General features: G+C 67.2%; 15 protein-coding genes. 8 read left to right on the top strand and 7 right to left on the bottom strand.

Annotated elements, in window-relative coordinates:
- Positions 1 to 18: 18 nt before the first annotated feature.
- Positions 19 to 315: an I78 family peptidase inhibitor gene (locus N7573_RS21425; protein ID WP_006373100.1), complete on the bottom strand. Its 297-nt coding sequence runs from the start codon at positions 313 to 315 to the stop codon at positions 19 to 21.
- 171 nt (positions 316 to 486) lie between these two features.
- On the opposite strand from N7573_RS21425, the gene N7573_RS21420 reads away from it, so the two are divergent.
- Entirely contained in the window at positions 487 to 1143 is a 657-nt protein-coding gene (locus N7573_RS21420; protein WP_049463092.1) for a hypothetical protein, read from the top strand.
- Between the two features lie 67 nt (positions 1144 to 1210).
- The gene (locus tag N7573_RS21415; RefSeq protein ID WP_107431455.1) at positions 1211 to 1987 is read left to right on the top strand and encodes a CDP-diacylglycerol diphosphatase; all 777 of its coding nucleotides are present in this window, start codon (positions 1211 to 1213) and stop codon (positions 1985 to 1987) included.
- Here N7573_RS21415 and N7573_RS21410 read toward each other — a convergent pair.
- Positions 1984 to 2583, bottom strand: a complete 600-nt coding sequence (locus N7573_RS21410; RefSeq protein ID WP_277778517.1) for a GNAT family protein — start codon at positions 2581 to 2583, stop codon at positions 1984 to 1986. The two genes, N7573_RS21415 and N7573_RS21410, sit on opposite strands and share 4 nt — an antisense overlap.
- A gap of 218 nt (positions 2584 to 2801) precedes the next feature.
- Here N7573_RS21410 and N7573_RS21405 point away from each other — a divergent pair, with 218 nt between their 5' ends.
- Together N7573_RS21405 and N7573_RS21400 are read left to right on the top strand one after the other, a co-directional pair.
- A complete protein-coding gene (locus N7573_RS21405) occupies positions 2802 to 5528 on the top strand; it encodes a TonB-dependent receptor (protein WP_279913256.1) in 2727 nt (908 codons plus the stop codon).
- Positions 5529 to 5632: 104 nt separating this feature from the next.
- Positions 5633 to 6265: a hypothetical protein gene (locus N7573_RS21400; RefSeq protein WP_239683447.1), complete on the top strand. Its 633-nt coding sequence runs from the start codon at positions 5633 to 5635 to the stop codon at positions 6263 to 6265.
- 27 nt (positions 6266 to 6292) lie between these two features.
- Here N7573_RS21400 and N7573_RS21395 read toward each other — a convergent pair whose 3' ends face one another.
- Positions 6293 to 6934, bottom strand: a complete 642-nt coding sequence (locus N7573_RS21395; RefSeq protein ID WP_049398456.1) for a hypothetical protein — start codon at positions 6932 to 6934, stop codon at positions 6293 to 6295.
- Between the two features lie 183 nt (positions 6935 to 7117).
- On the opposite strand from N7573_RS21395, the gene N7573_RS21390 reads away from it, so the two are divergent.
- The gene (locus tag N7573_RS21390) at positions 7118 to 8278 is read left to right on the top strand and encodes an amidohydrolase family protein (RefSeq protein WP_279913257.1); all 1161 of its coding nucleotides are present in this window, start codon (positions 7118 to 7120) and stop codon (positions 8276 to 8278) included.
- Positions 8279 to 8327: 49 nt separating this feature from the next.
- Here the strand turns inward: N7573_RS21390 and N7573_RS21385 are convergent, their stop codons facing one another.
- The 3 genes from N7573_RS21385 to N7573_RS21375 form a co-directional block, all read right to left on the bottom strand.
- Positions 8328 to 8765: a DUF3806 domain-containing protein gene (locus tag N7573_RS21385; RefSeq protein ID WP_279913258.1), complete on the bottom strand. Its 438-nt coding sequence runs from the start codon at positions 8763 to 8765 to the stop codon at positions 8328 to 8330.
- Between the two features lie 176 nt (positions 8766 to 8941).
- Positions 8942 to 9415, bottom strand: coding sequence for a DUF3806 domain-containing protein (locus N7573_RS21380; protein ID WP_279913259.1), 474 nt, complete (start codon positions 9413 to 9415; stop codon positions 8942 to 8944).
- Positions 9416 to 9695: 280 nt separating this feature from the next.
- Positions 9696 to 10577 carry a LysR substrate-binding domain-containing protein gene (locus N7573_RS21375; RefSeq protein ID WP_100434859.1) on the bottom strand — a complete coding sequence of 294 codons (882 nt, stop codon included), beginning with the start codon at positions 10575 to 10577 and terminating at the stop codon, positions 9696 to 9698.
- 121 nt (positions 10578 to 10698) lie between these two features.
- Between N7573_RS21375 and N7573_RS21370 the strand changes: the two genes are divergently transcribed.
- A complete protein-coding gene (locus N7573_RS21370; RefSeq protein WP_279913260.1) occupies positions 10699 to 11388 on the top strand; it encodes an ankyrin repeat domain-containing protein in 690 nt (229 codons plus the stop codon).
- 51 nt (positions 11389 to 11439) lie between these two features.
- Positions 11440 to 12897: an amidohydrolase family protein gene (locus tag N7573_RS21365; protein ID WP_279913261.1), complete on the top strand. Its 1458-nt coding sequence runs from the start codon at positions 11440 to 11442 to the stop codon at positions 12895 to 12897.
- 89 nt (positions 12898 to 12986) lie between these two features.
- Here the strand turns inward: N7573_RS21365 and N7573_RS21360 are convergent, their stop codons facing one another.
- Positions 12987 to 13916 carry a LysR family transcriptional regulator gene (locus tag N7573_RS21360; RefSeq protein WP_032128095.1) on the bottom strand — a complete coding sequence of 310 codons (930 nt, stop codon included), beginning with the start codon at positions 13914 to 13916 and terminating at the stop codon, positions 12987 to 12989.
- A gap of 93 nt (positions 13917 to 14009) precedes the next feature.
- Between N7573_RS21360 and N7573_RS21355 the strand changes: the two genes are divergently transcribed.
- Entirely contained in the window at positions 14010 to 15203 is a 1194-nt protein-coding gene (locus tag N7573_RS21355; protein ID WP_279913263.1) for an MFS transporter, read from the top strand.
- Positions 15204 to 15351: the final 148 nt, after the last annotated feature.

The following is a 15351-nucleotide window of genomic DNA, read 5'->3' as shown; positions in this document are numbered from 1 at the left end:
AAAAGCCCGCTGCCGCGCTTACTCGCAGCGGGTGGACGTGATGATGTTGTCCTTGTCCACGAACACGCGCAGGCGGTCCGGGCGGATGTCCTTGGTGGTGATGGTGCTGGGGCCGATCGGGTTGACCAGGCCGGCACCGCTCTCGCGGGACAGGCGACGGATGTTGGGCTCGTTGGCCGGCTGGCCGATCGCCCAGCCCAGCTGGCTGGCGTCGCAGCGGCCACTGCCTTTGACTTCCGGGCCAGGGGTGCTGACGCAGGCCGACAGCAGCAGGGCGGAGGCCGGCAGCAACAGGGACAGACGGAATGCAGACATGTGAGCGCTCCTGCGCAGGGGACGATGGCGGGAACGATAGCACCGAGCGTGCGAAAGGCGTCAGCGCCCCGGTCATTGCCGGCACAGCGTGGTCATTGCATAGTGGGAGGAATAGCTGGCAGTACGCCAGCGGGCAGGCCGGGCCTTTCCGGCGCAGGTGTTGGATACGGTATGACGGCAGGCAGTTTCCGCGGCAAGGACAAGACGATGACGGCCCTGATGTTGTCGTTGCTGGGCGTGGCGTTTGCCGCCTCCGCTGCCGATCCGGAACCCGAGCAGGTCCAATCCCCGGTATTCGGCGCCTGGCGCAACCTGCAGACCGAATCCGGCTACGCGCCGGCGCAGCGTAACCTGGCCTTCGCCATGCTACCGCAGGCGGCCACCCGCGGCGACCGTTTCGCCATCCTCGACCGCGAGGGCAAGCGGGCGGTGTGCTGCCTGCAGGTGGCCAGCCCCTCGCTGGGCGTCGCTGCGCTGCGGGGGGAGTACCACCTGCCGCAGGCCTGGGTGACGGACCTGAGCAATGGCCGTAGCCCTGCACGACCCTATGTGCCGCACGTCTATGCGATGCAGCGGGTGGACGAGCTGGCCGACTACAGCTTCGCCGATGTACCTGGCGCCTACAGCGACCTGGGCGGTCTGCTGATTCCGGAAGGTGCCGCGCTGGAGGCCGACGGCAGTGCCGTGCGCCTGGGGGACAGCCGCTACCCGCTGCATTTCCAGCGCCAGCCGCACGCCGATGACGATGGCGCGCTGGACCGCTACAGCCTGCAGGCCGGCGAGGGTGCCGCCCCGATCGTGGTTGAAGTGCCGTTCGGCACCTACTGATTGCAGCGTTGCACTGGCTAGAATGCAGCGCGGCGCTGTCTGCCGTGCCTGCTCCGTGAGTCGTGCCGTGTCCTTGCGCCCCTTCCTGCTGTCGTCCCTGCTGCTGTTGTCTGCCTGTGCCAGCGCGCCTCCGCCGCCGGCCCATTCCGATGCATTGTGGCGATTGATTGAACGTGACTGCCAGGGCGCCGAAGGCCCGCGTGGCGATTGCCTGCGGGTGGAGACGGCAGCAGACCGCCGCGATGTGCTGGTCAAGGACGCGCACGGCGACTACCAGTTCCTGCTGATGCCGCTGGACAAGGTCAGCGGCATCGAGAGCCGCAGCCTGTACCAGCGTGGTGCACCGAACTACTTCGCTGCAGCCTGGCAGGCGCGCAGCCACACCGAACGGGCGCTGGGCCAACCGCTGCCGCGCAACGTCGCCAGCCTGGCGTTGAACTCGCCGCATGGCCGCTCGCAACATCAGCTGCATATTCACGTGGATTGCCTGCGTGCCGACGTGCTGCAGGCGCTGGATACGCATGCTGCCGCCCTGGGCAGCCAGTGGGCACCGCTGCCGGTGCTGCTGCGCGGCCATCAGTACCAGGCACGCCTGCTGCCGGGCGCAGAACTGACCGCCAATCCGCTCAATCTGCTGGCCTACGACCTCGCAGGCGTGGACGACGTCGGCCAGTGGAGCCTGGTTGTGGCGGGCCGGGACGCCGTGCAGGGCGGCCCGGGCTTCATCCTGCTGGCCACCCGTGTGGACGCGGGCACCGGCAACGAGGCCAGCGCCGAAGAGCTGCAGGACCACGCCTGCTCGGTGCTGACCGGTGCCGGCAACGCGCTGGAGCGGGTGCGCTAGTCCAGCATCCTGTGCTTGCTCCGCCACATGGGTGCGGTCAGCGCCAGCAGCTGGCGATCCTGCCAGCCATCCAGATCCAGATGATGGTCGCGCAGCAGGCCTTCCTGCTCGAAGCCGAAGGCCCGCAGCGCGGTGGCGAACGGATCACTGCAGTCCGGTGGCAGCATCACGAACAGGCGATGCAGGCCGACATCCTCGAACAGGAACGGGCACAGTGCACGCAGCGCGGCATCGGAATGCGGGTGCCAATGCTGCAGCGACAGCAGTTCGGCGCTGCGCGCGTGTAGTGATTGCAGCCGTACGTGCAGCTGGTCCAGTACGTTGCCGTGCTCGTCATCGAACACCCCCAGCAGCAGCTGGTCGTTGTCCTGTTCCAGGCGTGAGCGATGCATGTGGGCGAGGAAGCGCGCTTCCTCATCGATGACGGACGGATCGCGGCGGCCGCGCCGGCGGCGGTCATCGAACAGGCGCCAGCGCGGCAGGTCGGCACGCTGGAAAGGGCGCAGGGTGACCGGTGCGGCCTGCAGCTGCAGCAGGTGACGGCGCAGCACCGGGCGCAATGGGGGAAGGAGGGAGGTGGGGTACGGGGTCATCATCCCCGGCACGATGGCCGTGCCTGCAGCCCTGCACCATTCAAAACATTGCAAAAGTGTGGTGGATGGCACTGCGGGTCTGATTCGGTTCAGGCATAAGGCCATCAGGCCTGGTCATTTCCGTTGAAACCCCCCATTCAGGACACTTTCGTTACGGGATCGTTATGCGCCGTACAGGCCGCTGCCCCGTACCACCACCCGCCCAACTCCCCAGGAAGCCCATGTCCGCCTCCCACAAGGCGCTGCGCCCGCGTCCGCTGGTGCTCGCACTGTCGTCCCTGATGCTGGTCTCGCTGCCGGCCTTCGCGCAGGAAAGCGCACCCACCACATTGCAGGAAGTGAAGGTCACCGGCTCGCGCATTCCACGCGCCAGTGTCGAGGGCCCGTCGCCGGTGACGGTGATCAGCCGCGAACAGATCGATGCGCAGGGCTACCGCAATGCCTTCGACGCACTGAGCGCGCTGACCGAGAACACCGGCAACGTACAGGGCGAGGACTTCGGCAACACCTTCACCCCGGCCGCCAACACCATCAACCTGCGCGGGCTGGGCCCGAACCGCACGCTGGTGCTGGTCAACGGCCGCCGCCAGGCCGACTACCCGCTGGCCTACGAAGGGTCGGTGAACGTGGTCAACCTGGCCAACATTCCCAGTGCGCTGATCGAGCGCATCGAGGTCCTGGCGGCAGGTGCGTCGGCGGTATACGGCTCCGATGCGATCGCCGGCGTGGTCAACATCATCCTCAAGGACCGCTTTGAGGGCGTGGATGTGAACGTGCGCGCCGGTGGCACCCAGCAGGGCGGCGGCGACAACCAGCGCGCGCAGGTGGTCGGTGGTAGTTCCGGCGAGCGTTGGGATGCGCTGTTCGGCTTCGAGTTCGATGTGCGCAAGGCGATCCACGCACGCCAGCGCGATTTCATGGATTCGCTGAATGATGATCCGGCCGGCAAGGCGCCGCAGGCGACCGCGATCGCCTATCGCCGCAATGCCGCCACCGGCCGCAACATCGATCCGGGCGTCACTGGCTGCGACGGGGCGTCTGACATCTATGGCGGCAGCGTGTTCCGCGCCTTCAACCCTCGCCAGGGCTGGTACTGCGGCAGCAACGAGGCCGCCGCCAGCTACTGGACCGTGCAGACCCAGAAGCGCAACCTCAATGGCTATGGCCTGCTGACCTTCCACGTCAACGAGACCACTGACCTGTTCGCCGATGTCGCCGTGGGCAGCGCGCGGATCTACAACAACACGCGTGCGCCGACCTGGACCTCGGCCCGCAACTACTTCTACAACCAGACCACAGGCAACCTGGAAAGCTGGTACCGCCGCTTCGCGCCGGAGGAAATCGGCGGCCTGCCGCGCAATGCCAACCGCTTCCTGGAAAACTCGTGGTCGTTCAACGTCGGCGCGCGTGGCCAGATCGGCGACAGCGGCTGGGACTATGAGGCGGTCTACAGCCGCTCGCGATACGAGAACCGCACCCGCCGCCCGGTGCTGCTGGCCGGCATCAACGAATACCTGCTCGGCCCGAAGCTGGGTGTGCGCAACGGCGTTGAGGTCTATGCGCCGGATCCGGCGCGCCTGTTCCAGCCGTTGACCCCGAACGAATACGAGGGGCTGTCCGACTACCAGGAAAGCCGTAACGCGGCATGGCTGCAGACCTTCAGCGCCAGCGTCAACGGCCGCCTGTTCGCGCTGCCTGGGGGCGATGCGGCGTTGGCAGCGGTGGTCGAGGCCGGCAGCCAGGGCTACCGCAACCGCCCGGACCCGCGCCTGGGCAGCGGCGAGTTCTGGAACACCAGCGCCGGCATCGGTGCCGGTGGCGAGCGTGACCGCTACGCTGCAGGTGTGGAGCTGCAATTGCCGCTGCTGCAGTCGCTGACCACCACGCTGGCCGGTCGCTATGACCAGTACCGTGCCGGTGGCGAGCACATCGGCAAGGCCACCTGGAGTTTCGGCGTCGAGTTCCGTCCGATCGAGAGCCTGCTGATCCGTGGTACGGCGGCGACCAGCTTCCGTGCGCCGGACATGAACTACGTGTTTGCCACCGAAACCCGCGGCTACAACCCGGGCATGACCGATTACTGGCGCTGCCGCACGGCGGGCCAGTCGTACGACAACTGCGACTACAACGGCCTGTCGATTGATTACAGCAACCGCGCCAATGCGCAGCTGCAGCCGGAATCGGCCAAGTCGTATGGTTTCGGCGTGGTTTGGTCGCCGCTGCCCGGCCTGGATTTCAGCGCTGACTACTACGACATCCGCATCGACAACGAAGTGACCAGCCTCGATACCAGCCGCATCCTGCGTGATGAGGCCGATTGCCGCCTGGGCCGGACGCTGGGCGGCGAAGCGCGCGATATCGGTTCGCCGCTGTGCCAGGACGCGCTGTCGCGGGTGATTCGCAATCCGTCCAATGCCACCGTGCAGCCGGACCAGGTGACCCGCGTGCTGATCAATCCGATCAACGCGGCCTCCGAATCGGTTCGCGGCCTGGACCTGAAGGGCAACTGGCGTTTCGATGCCGGCCGCTATGGCCGCTTCACCACGCGCCTGGCCTACACCGTGGTGCTGGAGCACAAATACCGACAGTTCTCCGATGATCCGGAGCGTGACATCCGCAATTCGCTGGATGACTACCAGTGGCGCAGCAAGGCCAACGGCAGCATCACCTGGAACCAGGGTGACTGGACCACCACGCTGTACGGCAACCGCTTCGGCTCGCTGCCGAAGACCGATGGCAGTGGCCGCATCGCGCCGTACATGACGTACAACGCCAGCGTGTTCCGCCAGTTCGGCGAGAACCTGTCGGTGGGTGTGATCGTCAACAACCTGCGTGACAGCCGCCCGCCGGCGGACAAGAACGGAGGCGGCTGGCCGTTCTATCCGGTTGGCAACTACGACCCATATGGCCGCCAGTACTGGGTGCAACTGGACTACCGGTTCCGCTGATTCCGCAGGCGAACGAAAGGCCCAGCATTGCTGGGCTTTTCTTTGTGCAGTGCACCCGTGTTGCCGCTGCGCGCGTGGCATGCTGTGGCGCTACCCGGAGGAGGATGCGCATGGATGTCAGGGTGTGGAGTGTGATTGCAGTGGTGGCCATTGCAGGTTGCAGTGGCAGGCAGGCGGCCAGCGTGGAGGATGCCGCGGAGGTGGCCAATGCCGCGCCTGCGCAGTCTCACGCGCAGCCAGCGGAGCACGCTGGGCCATCGCGCGCGGCAACGGCATCGAGTGCCACGACGGCTGCCGCTGGGCTCGCGCAACCGGAGGGGCACTTCCTCGAGGGCGAGCGCATGCTGCTGAGCGAGGGTGCGGTGTCCGTGCAGAAGAGCGAGGCGCTGCTGGGTTCCGACAAGGCTTTCGCGCAGGCGATCAGCCAGTTCGAGCGCGATGCGGCTGGCCACCCGGAAGTGCAGGACCTGACCCGGCTCTACAGGACGGCCGCGACCCGGCTCATCGGCAGCGACGGCACGCTGGTGTCTTTCGCCTGTGGCTACAGCCTGTGTGTTGGCGAGATCCGAAGCCGTACCGATGAGGATTTCAGTGCCTGGTCCGAGGCGATCGGCACGGACAAGGCGGCCCCGGTCTACAGTCTGACCACGGCGCCGATGACATGGGGCAGGGACCAGCGTGGTGGGCGCTTCGTGTTCTCGGTGGATCCTGCAGCCAACGCCATCACGGGCCCGTAGCCGGCGGATGCCCGGCGCCGCGGCGCGTTACGGAAGCGCCTGCTGCAGGTACGACTCGATGACGTAGCTGAAAGGCTGCTGCTGGCGGTCGCGCAGCAGGGCACGCACTTCCAGGATCACGCCGTGATCGCCTTCGCCCCGCGGCGGCCAGAACGTCTGGTCAGCCAGGGTCTGGCGCTGGAAGCCGAGCGGGCCGACCACGCGACCGAACGGTTCGTCGGTGCTGTCCAGCACCTGGTTCATGGCCGGGCTGAGGTGACCAGGCAGGTACCAGTTGTCGGCCTCGGACAGCACGCGGCTGCCGCACACCAGCTGCACGCGGCGATAGCGCAGGTCGGTACCCGGCTTCACGCCCAGCGCCTGCAGCACGTCGGCGGGGGCAGGCTTGTCCTGGCCGTGTATGCGCACGGCGCGCACCCGCGCCTGTTCGGCCAGGCCGTGCTCGGCGCACCAGTGTTCCAGCGTGGCGGTGGCGCTCTGCCCGGACAGCACGCGCTGGTGCAGGCGCTCGACCAGCGCAGCCGGGGCGATCCGCTGCTGGCCCGGCGGCGACTGCAGCGGCGCAGCGGCCGCAGCATCAGTGGCGGACAGGCTGGCGATCGGAGCGGCGGCAAGCAGGGACGCGGCCTGCCAGCGGCGGAGACGATCGTGGCGGTCGGACGGGCCCATGCGGCATCACAGCGGAAACAGGCGCCCATGTTACCCGTTCAGGGGTGTGCACGGCGTGGCTGCGACCGGTTGTCGCAGGGGGAATCATCGTTCTGGTGAATGCGTGCCATCCAGATATTTCGTTGGCCGATGGCGCTATCGAGGCGCAGGATGGCGCCAGTCTTGGCTTTCCGGGAATTCCCGATGACCCTGCAGTTCATCCACGGCGGTGTCGACCGCGACGGTGCACCGCTGCACTTCCACATCCGTGATGGCCGCATCAGCGGGCTCAACGGCCATACCGGCCCGGCTGAAGGGGCGGAAAGCGTCGATCTGCAGGGCTTTGCGGTGCTGCCGGGGTTGGTGGATGGCCACATCCACCTGGACAAGAGCTTCGTCGGCGACCGTTGGCACCCGCATCAGCCGGTGAACAGCCTGCGTGAGCGATTGGCGGTGGAAAAGGCGGCAGTGGCGGCTGCGGCGCCGATGGTCGATCGCGCCGAGGCGCTGATCCGCCAATGCAGCGGCTTCGGCACAGTGGCAATGCGCTGCCATGTCGATATCGATGGCAGCACCGGCCTGCGCCACCTGGAGGCGGTACGCGAGGCCGCATTGCGCTGTGCCGACATCATGCGCATCCAGCTGGTGGCGTTCCCACAGGCCGGGGTGATGTCCTGCGCGGGTACCGCTGCGGTGCTTGAGCAGGCCCTTGCTGCGGGCGTGGAGGTGCTCGGCGGCATCGACCCGACCACGCTCGACGGTGATGCCGAAGGCCAGCTGGCGCTGCTGTTCGGCTTGGCCGAGCGTTACGGCGTTCAGCTGGACATCCATCTGCATGAGCCCGGCGAAACCGGCCTGGCGCAGCTGCTGCGCATCGCCGCGCGCACCCGGGCCGCTGGCCTGCAGGGTCGGGTGGCGGTCAGTCATGCTTATTCGCTGGGCGAGGTGCCGCTGGCACGCGCGCTGCAGGTGGGCGAGGCGCTGGCGACGGCGGGTGTGGCGATCATGAGCAACGCGCCTGGCGATCATCCATTCCCGCCGCTGCGCGCGCTGCATGATGCCGGTGTGCGCGTGTTCGCGGGCAACGACAACATCCGTGACTGCTGGTGGCCGTATGGCAACGGCGATCTGCTGCAGCGGGCGATGCTGCTGGGCTACCGCTCCGGCTTCCATACCGATGCCGACCTGATGCTGGCGCTGGACATGGTGACCACCCATGCCGCGCAGGTGATCGGGCTGCCGCAGTACGGTCTTGTGGAAGGGCATCCGGCCACATTCGTGGCGGTGCGTGCCGACCACGGCCCGGCCGCTGTGGCCGCAGTGCCGGTGGAGCGACGCGTGGTGGTCGACGGCCGCTGGCTGTAGATTCACGCCGCGCAACCCCGTGTAGTGCCGAGCCATGCTCGGCGGCCTTTCAGACGTAATCGTCGGCACGGGTGACGACGAATTCCTCAAGCCGCGCCAGCAGGTGGGCGATGTCGATGATCTCGCCCTGCTCGACGCGCTTGAGCAGCAGCGTGCTGGCGCCGATCTGCAGGCTGCTGTCGGCATAGCGCAGCACCGCGTCGATGCCCCAGGCATCGGTGACCTGCATCCAGGCCAGGCCCGGCACGCGCTGGGCCAGGGTGTCACCGAACGCCACGCCCAGTGCTTCCCAGCCATCGCAGTCGTCGCGGTCGATCAGCTCGGCATCGACCACGCGCTGCAGCGTGGTGGCCGCCAGCGGCCACTGCACCGGCAACGTCGGAAAGCCGGCGGCCACGCGCGCAGCGATCAGCAAGCGCTGGTGCTGCAGATGCGTCTGCAGTGCAGCGGGCAGGGGATCGAAGCGGGTGGGGATTTCATCGGACATGGCGAGGCGCCGTGGGGCACGGAAACTAGGGCGACTGTAGCCTGCGATGTAGTGCCTTGGTGCGGCACGTCTGATCAGATATCGATGATCAGTGCGCGAACTGTGATTGCTTCCGCATGCGCAGCATCAATGTGCGAATACGTCATTCTGCGCGATTCAATCGTTCTCTCATGGGCTCAGCCGGACTTGCGCGCTTGCTGGATGACGAACTCCTCCAGAGCTTCAAGCAGATGGTTGATCTCGACGGTCTTGCCTTCTTCGATGCGTTTGATCAACAGGGTGCCGGCGCTGACCATGATATTGGCGTCGCCATAGCGGAGAACCGCATCGACGCCCCAGGCATCGGTTACCTGGGCCCAGGCAAGTTCCGGTACACGCTGTGCCAGACAATCACCAAATGCGACCCCCAGTGCTTCCCAACCGTCACAATCATCGTGATCGATCAGTTCTGCATCGACTACGCGTTGCAGCGTGCTCGGCAGCAGCGGCCATTGAACAGGCACGGTAGGGAACGCAGATGCGACGAGGGCAGCAACCTGTGCACGCTGCTGCTGCATGTGGGCGATGAGCGCAGGTGGCAGAGGATCGAACCGGATGTCGGCTTCGTCCTTCGGAGCAGGGGTCAAAGCAACCTGGTACGTGCTGGTCATAGGCGGGGCAATCTGGAGAGGGGCGTTCGCTACCCTATCGCCCAGGCATTGGGTACGCCATCAGTCGGCCTTTTACGACAAGCGTGTACCTGCTGGCGCTTCACCGCGATTTCGAATACTGGGCGGTCGTTTCCATCTACGCATGGCGTGGATCTACTGTGGTCAATCCTGCTCGCGATCAGTGGGCCTTTTGCGACAGGCGCGTACTCGCTGACGCTTCAGCGCCCTTTCGGATGCCGGACGGTCGTTTCCATCCACGCATGACGTGGGTCTACCGCGGTCAATCCGGTTCGCGCTGCACCTGGCGCCACAGTTCGCTGGCCAGCGCGCGCACGGCATCATCTGCGTCGGCACGATGCAGCAGGCCGATCTCGTAATTGTCGATCACCGGCAGCTCGCGTTCGCCATCGATGATGCGGTGATCGCGGGTGACCGCGCGGCGTGGCAGCAGGCTGATGCCGATGCCATCGGCCACCGCGCCCTGGATGCCACTCAGCGACGAACTGGTGAAGGCGATGCGCCAGCGCAGGCCCAGCGCCTCCACGGCGTGGATCATCTCGTCGCGGTACAGCCCGCGCGGCGGGAAGGTCACCAGCGGCAGGGGGTCCTGCAGCAGGCAGCTGCTGCGCAGGCTGTCGATCCAATGCATCGGCTCGCGTCGGCAGTGCACCGCCTGGCGGGTGTTGCGGCGTTGCTTGACCAGCACCAGGTCCAGCTCGCCGTGGTCGAAGCCGTGGGCCAGGTCGCGGCTGAGGCCGCTGCTGATCTCCAGTTTCACCTGTGGATGGCGGCGGCTGAAAGCGGCCAGCATGCGTGTGGTCTGTGCGTTGACGAAGTCCTCGGGGACACCGATGCGCACCGCGGTTTCCACGGTGGCGCCGGCCAGCGCCTGTGCCATTTCCTCGTTCAGGTCGAGCATGCGCCGCGCGTAGCCGAGCAGGGTGTGGCCGGCATCGGTGGGGTGTACGTCGCGGTGGCCGCGTTCGAGCAGGCGATGCCCGGCCAGCTCCTCCAGCCGGCGCACCTTCTGGCTGACCGTGGACTGGGTCGAATGCAGGCGCGTGGCCGCGGTTGTGAAGCTGCCGCAGTCGGCCACCATCACCAGCGCCCGCAGCAGGTCCAGTTCGAACAGCGTTCTATTCGATTTGGCACTGTCTTGCATTTGAACATTTCACTTCTGGATGCGCGTGACGACTTCTACCATGCAGGGGAGGGGGCAGCAAGCACCGCGCCCCGGTTGTACCGGCATCGCCCGCAGTGCTCGCCGCACAGGAGAACCGAAGATGCGAATCCATCGCTGGCCCGCTCCGGTGGGGCGCCTGTTGCTGCTGTGCCTGCTGGCGATGGTTATTCCAGCCTGTTCGGCCACCGCGGGCTCGGCCGATGCCCGCCTGCGCGATGCCGCCGCCCGCGGCGATGCCGAGGCAGTGCGTGGGGCGCTGGAGGACGGCGCCGATCTGGAGGCGCGTGATGGCCAGGGCCGTACCGCGCTGCTGCTTGCCACGCATGGCAACAATGTAGATGCCGCGCGTGAACTGATCGAAGCCGGCGCCGATGTCAATGCCAAGGACGCCATGCAGGACAGCGCCTACCTGTACGCCGGCGCGCGTGGCCTGGACGAGATCCTGGCCATGACGCTGGCGCACGGCGCCGATCTGCGCAGCACCAACCGCTACGGCGGCACCGCCTTGATTCCTGCCGCCGAGCGCGGCCACGTCGCCACCGTACGCACGCTGCTGCGTGCCGGCGTCGCTGTAGACCATGTCAACCGCCTGCACTGGACCGCGCTGCTGGAGGCCATCCTGCTTGGCGATGGCGGCGTGCGCCACGTGCAGATCGTGCAGCTGCTGCTGGAGGCCGGCGCCGACCCCGAGCTGGCCGACGGCGACGGTGTGACGCCGCTGGCGCACGCGCGCCAGCGCGGCTATACCGGAATTGAAACCCTGCTGCGCCAGCACGGCGCGGTGCGCTGAAGACTGTTCCCTTCCACCCGCACGCTGGGCGTGCCCATCAGGATGCTGTCCATGTTCCGTTCCCGTCCGTTGTCCCTTGCGATCCTCCTTGCGGTGGCACCGCTGTCGGCGTCTGCCGCTGAGCGCGCCGACCTGCTGATCCGCAATGCCACCGTGGTCGATGTCGAGCACGCCAGCACCCTGGCGGGGCAGAGCGTGGTGATCCGCGGCGAGGACATCGTCGCCGTCGGCCCGGATGCACAGCTGCGCAGCCAATGGAGCGCGGCCCGCCAGATCGATGCCAAGGGCAAGTACCTGATTCCGGGGCTGTGGGACATGCACGTGCACTTCGGTGGTGGCCCGGCGCTGATCGAAGAGAACAAGGCGCTGCTGCCGCTATATATCGCGCACGGCATCACCACCGTGCGCGACTGTTCCGGTGACCTGCCCGAGCAGGTGCTGCAGTGGCGCGGCGAGATCGCCAAGGGCACGCTGTTTGGTCCGCGCCTGCTCAGTTCGGGCGCGAAGATCGAAGGCATCAAGCCGGTCTGGAAGGGTACGATCGAAGTGGGCAGCGAGGCCGACGCCGACAAGGCGATCGCCCGCCTGCAGCACGACAAGGTTGATTTCGTGAAGATCACCGACAGCACGCTGAAGCCGGAGCTGTTCCTGTACTCGGCCAGTGCTGCGCGCAAGGCCGGCTTCAAGGCCTCGGGGCATATTCCGATGGCACTGACCGTGGAGCAGGCGGTCGATGCGGGCCTGGCCTCGATCGAGCATCTGGATTATGCATTCAAGGCCGGCAGCAAGGATGAAGCGCAGATCGCCGCCGACTTCGGTGCCGGCCGCATCGACCGCGCCGAAGCCAACCGCCGCCTCGACGCCAGCTTCGACCGCGACACGGCGATGCACGCCTACCGCGATTTCGCCAAGCGTGGCGTATTCGTGACCCCGACCCTCAACGGTGGCCGCATCCTCGATTTCCTTGACCAGGATGACCACGCCAACGATCCGTACCTGGCCTACATCGGCCCGGGCCTGCGCGCGACCTACCAGTGGCGCGTGGACCGCGCGGCGAAGGCCACGCCGGCACAGATCGAAGCGCGCCACGCGCAGTACCACCAGGTGGCCGCGGTGCTGCCGATGCTGCAGGAAGCCGGTGTGACGATCATTGCGGGCACCGATGCGGGCTTCCTCAACTCGTTCAACTTCCCGGGCATCGCCCTGCACCAGGAATTGCAGCTGTTCGTGAAGGAAGGCCTGAGCGCACCGCAGGCGCTGTCGGCCGCAACCCGTTCCGGCCCGGCCTGGTTCGGCCAGCTGGACCGCTACGGTGGTGTCGCACAGGGCAAGGCCGCCGATCTGGTACTGCTGACCGCCAACCCACTGCAGGACATTGCTGCCACCGAAAAGATCGACAGCGTGATCCTGCGCGGCAACGTGTATGACCGCGCCGCGCTGGACAAGATGCTGGCCGACACCAAGGCCAGGGTCGCAGCGTGGAATGCCGAGGCGGCCAAGGCCAACTGATTGCGGGGCGGGGCAGAATCCACGCATTGCGTGGATCTACCCGTACCATCAGTAGATCCACGCCATGCGTGGATGATGCGGCCGATGACCTAACGCGGCGCCGGCCGCATTCCATGCAATTGCGGCAGCGCGGCCTTCATCGCATCGATGAAGGCGCGCAGCCGCGGCGGCTGCTGGCGCGCGGCGGGAAACACCACGTGTACCGGCAGTGCCGGCGCCTGCCAGTCCGGCAGCAGCTGCACCAGCCGCCCTTGTGCGAGATCGTCGGCCACCAGCCAGGCCGAGACCACCGCTGCGCCCAGCCCCGCACATGCGGCCTGCTGCACCACGAACAGGTTGTCGCTGAGCAGGCGCGGGCTGATCGACAGCGTATGCGCGCGGCCCTGTGCGTCATGCAGCAGCAGGCGCTCGCGGTAGTAGGTGACCAGCGAGATCCACGGCAGTGACTGCGCCTGTTCCGGCGTACTGACTGCTGTGGCGTCCACCAACGAGGGCGCTGCCACGACGATGCGCGGCACTTCGGCGAGCGGTAGTGCGACCATGCGCGGTTCGTCGACGGGGCCCACCCGCACCGCGCAGTCGATGCCTTCTGCGATGAAGTCCGGGCGCCGATCCTCGAGGATCCACTCCAGGCTCAGCTGCGGGTGCTGGGCGAGGAACGCGAGCATGGTCGGCAGCAGCTGCGCCTGGCCGAAGGCGTGCGGCACCATCACCCGCAAACGTCCACGCAGCGTTTCCGGTTCGCCGTGCAGTTCGGCCTGTAGCGACTCCCATTCGTCGACCACGCGTTGCGCATGACGCTGGCAGCGCAGGCCATCCTCGGTCAGCTGCAGGCCGTGGGTGGAGCGCTGCAGAAGGCGCAGGCCTAACTGCCGCTCCAGGGCCTGAAGGCGGCGGCTGACCGTCGGCTGGGTGGTGCCCAGCTGCACGGCCGCAGCAGACAGGCTGCCGGCATCGACGATGCGCAGGAAGGTGCGCAGCAGATCCAGACGATCGGCGCCGGTGGCGAGGTCATTCATGCGCTTTACGTATGAAGTGTATGTGCGGAAGCCTACTACAGACGCCTCGCGAATACCGGCAGGATACGCCCACTTCCCCCACCGGACTCTCCCATGTCTACCCCCTCGCTGTCCGTCGCTGCGGCACCCACGACCGCACCCTCCACCCCGCTGGTGATGGCGATGGCAGCCGGCGCCGGCTTCTCGGTTGCCTCGCTGTACTACAGCCAGCCGATGCTGGGCCTGATCGCCCAGGATCTCGGCGCCGGCGAGCGCGCTGCCGGCCTGGTACCGACCTTGACCCAGCTGGGATATGCGCTTGGCATTCTGCTGCTGGCGCCGTTGGGCGACCGGTTCGACCGCCGCAACCTGATCCTGTGGAAGTCCGCGTTGCTGGCGTTGGCGTTGGGCGCTGCTGCGATGGCTGGCCACCTGCCGGGCCTGCTGATGGCCAGCCTGCTGGTCGGGCTGATGGCCACGCTGGCGCAGGACATCGTGCCGGCTGCAGCGGTGCTGGCGCCGGATGTGCAGCGCGGCCAGATCGTCGGCCGGGTGATGACCGGCCTGCTGCTCGGAATCCTGTTGTCACGGGTGGTCAGTGGCGTAGTGGCCGAAGCGTGGGGTTGGCGCACGCAGTTCGTGCTGGCCGCGGTATCAGTGGCGGCGATGGGAGCGGTGATGGCGCGTGCGCTGCCGCGCTTCGCACCGACCAGCACACTGCGCTATCCGGCGTTGTTGGGTTCGTTGCTGGCGTTGTGGCGGGAGCAGCCACAGCTGCGCCGTGCGGTGGCCAGCCAGTCGCTGCTGGCGGTGGGCTTCAGCGCGTTCTGGTCAACCCTCGCGCTGATGCTGCATGCACGGTTGGGGCTGGGTAGTGCCGCAGCGGGTGCATTCGGCATTGCCGGTGCGGCCGGCGCATTGGCCGCGCCGTTTGCGGGTCGATTCGCGGATCGCTTGGGTTGCCACGCCGTGGCGCGGCTGGCGATCGCGGTGGCGCTGCTGGGCTTTGGCCTGCTGTTGACCGAGTCGTGGCTGCCGGCCGCTGCGCTGCTACCGCTGCTGGTGGTGAGCGCGCTGCTGTTCGACTTCGGCTTCCAGTCGGCGCTGGTGGCGCACCAGACGTTGGTCTACGGACTGGTGCCGCCGGCACGCAGCCGGCTCAATGCGTTGCTGTTCACGGGCATGTTCATCGGCATGGCCGCCGGTGGTGCGCTGGGCAGCCTGGCGCTGGCGCAGTGGGGTTGGAACGGCGTGGCCTGGCTGGCGGTGGTGTGCGCGGGTGGCAGCCTGCTGCTGCGTGTGAGGTAAGGATGGTGTTCGGCAGGGCTTGCAGCCCTGCACCTGCTGGAAGCTGGAGCAACAGCAACAGCAACAGCAACAGCAACAGCAACGGCGGGTTTCCTGTGGGGTGGTGGGGCGGTGTCGGAGTGCGGGGACGCCGCAAGTACGTCCTTGT

Source organism: Stenotrophomonas sp. GD04054 (assembly GCF_029836955.1).
GTDB lineage: Bacteria > Pseudomonadota > Gammaproteobacteria > Xanthomonadales > Xanthomonadaceae > Stenotrophomonas > Stenotrophomonas maltophilia_A.
The sequence above is the reverse complement of the archived record's forward strand: the minus strand, read 5'-3'. Positions and strand labels throughout refer to the sequence as shown.

What these genes read in the sequence shown, in the direction of transcription:
- N7573_RS21355 (WP_279913263.1), top strand. Translation starts at nt 14,010, where the DNA reads ATGTCTACCCCCTCGCTGTCCGTCGCTGCGGCACCCACGACCGCACCC.
- N7573_RS21400 (WP_239683447.1), top strand. Translation starts at nt 5,633, where the DNA reads ATGCGCATGGATGTCAGGGTGTGGAGTGTGATTGCAGTGGTGGCCATT.
- N7573_RS21375 (WP_100434859.1), bottom strand. Translation starts at nt 10,577, where the DNA reads ATGCAAGACAGTGCCAAATCGAATAGAACGCTGTTCGAACTGGACCTG.
- N7573_RS21425 (WP_006373100.1), bottom strand. Translation starts at nt 315, where the DNA reads ATGTCTGCATTCCGTCTGTCCCTGTTGCTGCCGGCCTCCGCCCTGCTG.
- N7573_RS21385 (WP_279913258.1), bottom strand. Translation starts at nt 8,765, where the DNA reads ATGTCCGATGAAATCCCCACCCGCTTCGATCCCCTGCCCGCTGCACTG.
- N7573_RS21410 (WP_277778517.1), bottom strand. Translation starts at nt 2,583, where the DNA reads ATGATGACCCCGTACCCCACCTCCCTCCTTCCCCCATTGCGCCCGGTG.
- N7573_RS21360 (WP_032128095.1), bottom strand. Translation starts at nt 13,916, where the DNA reads ATGAATGACCTCGCCACCGGCGCCGATCGTCTGGATCTGCTGCGCACC.
- N7573_RS21405 (WP_279913256.1), top strand. Translation starts at nt 2,802, where the DNA reads ATGTCCGCCTCCCACAAGGCGCTGCGCCCGCGTCCGCTGGTGCTCGCA.
- N7573_RS21420 (WP_049463092.1), top strand. Translation starts at nt 487, where the DNA reads ATGACGGCAGGCAGTTTCCGCGGCAAGGACAAGACGATGACGGCCCTG.
- N7573_RS21395 (WP_049398456.1), bottom strand. Translation starts at nt 6,934, where the DNA reads ATGGGCCCGTCCGACCGCCACGATCGTCTCCGCCGCTGGCAGGCCGCG.
- N7573_RS21390 (WP_279913257.1), top strand. Translation starts at nt 7,118, where the DNA reads ATGACCCTGCAGTTCATCCACGGCGGTGTCGACCGCGACGGTGCACCG.
- N7573_RS21380 (WP_279913259.1), bottom strand. Translation starts at nt 9,415, where the DNA reads ATGACCAGCACGTACCAGGTTGCTTTGACCCCTGCTCCGAAGGACGAA.
- N7573_RS21365 (WP_279913261.1), top strand. Translation starts at nt 11,440, where the DNA reads ATGTTCCGTTCCCGTCCGTTGTCCCTTGCGATCCTCCTTGCGGTGGCA.
- N7573_RS21370 (WP_279913260.1), top strand. Translation starts at nt 10,699, where the DNA reads ATGCGAATCCATCGCTGGCCCGCTCCGGTGGGGCGCCTGTTGCTGCTG.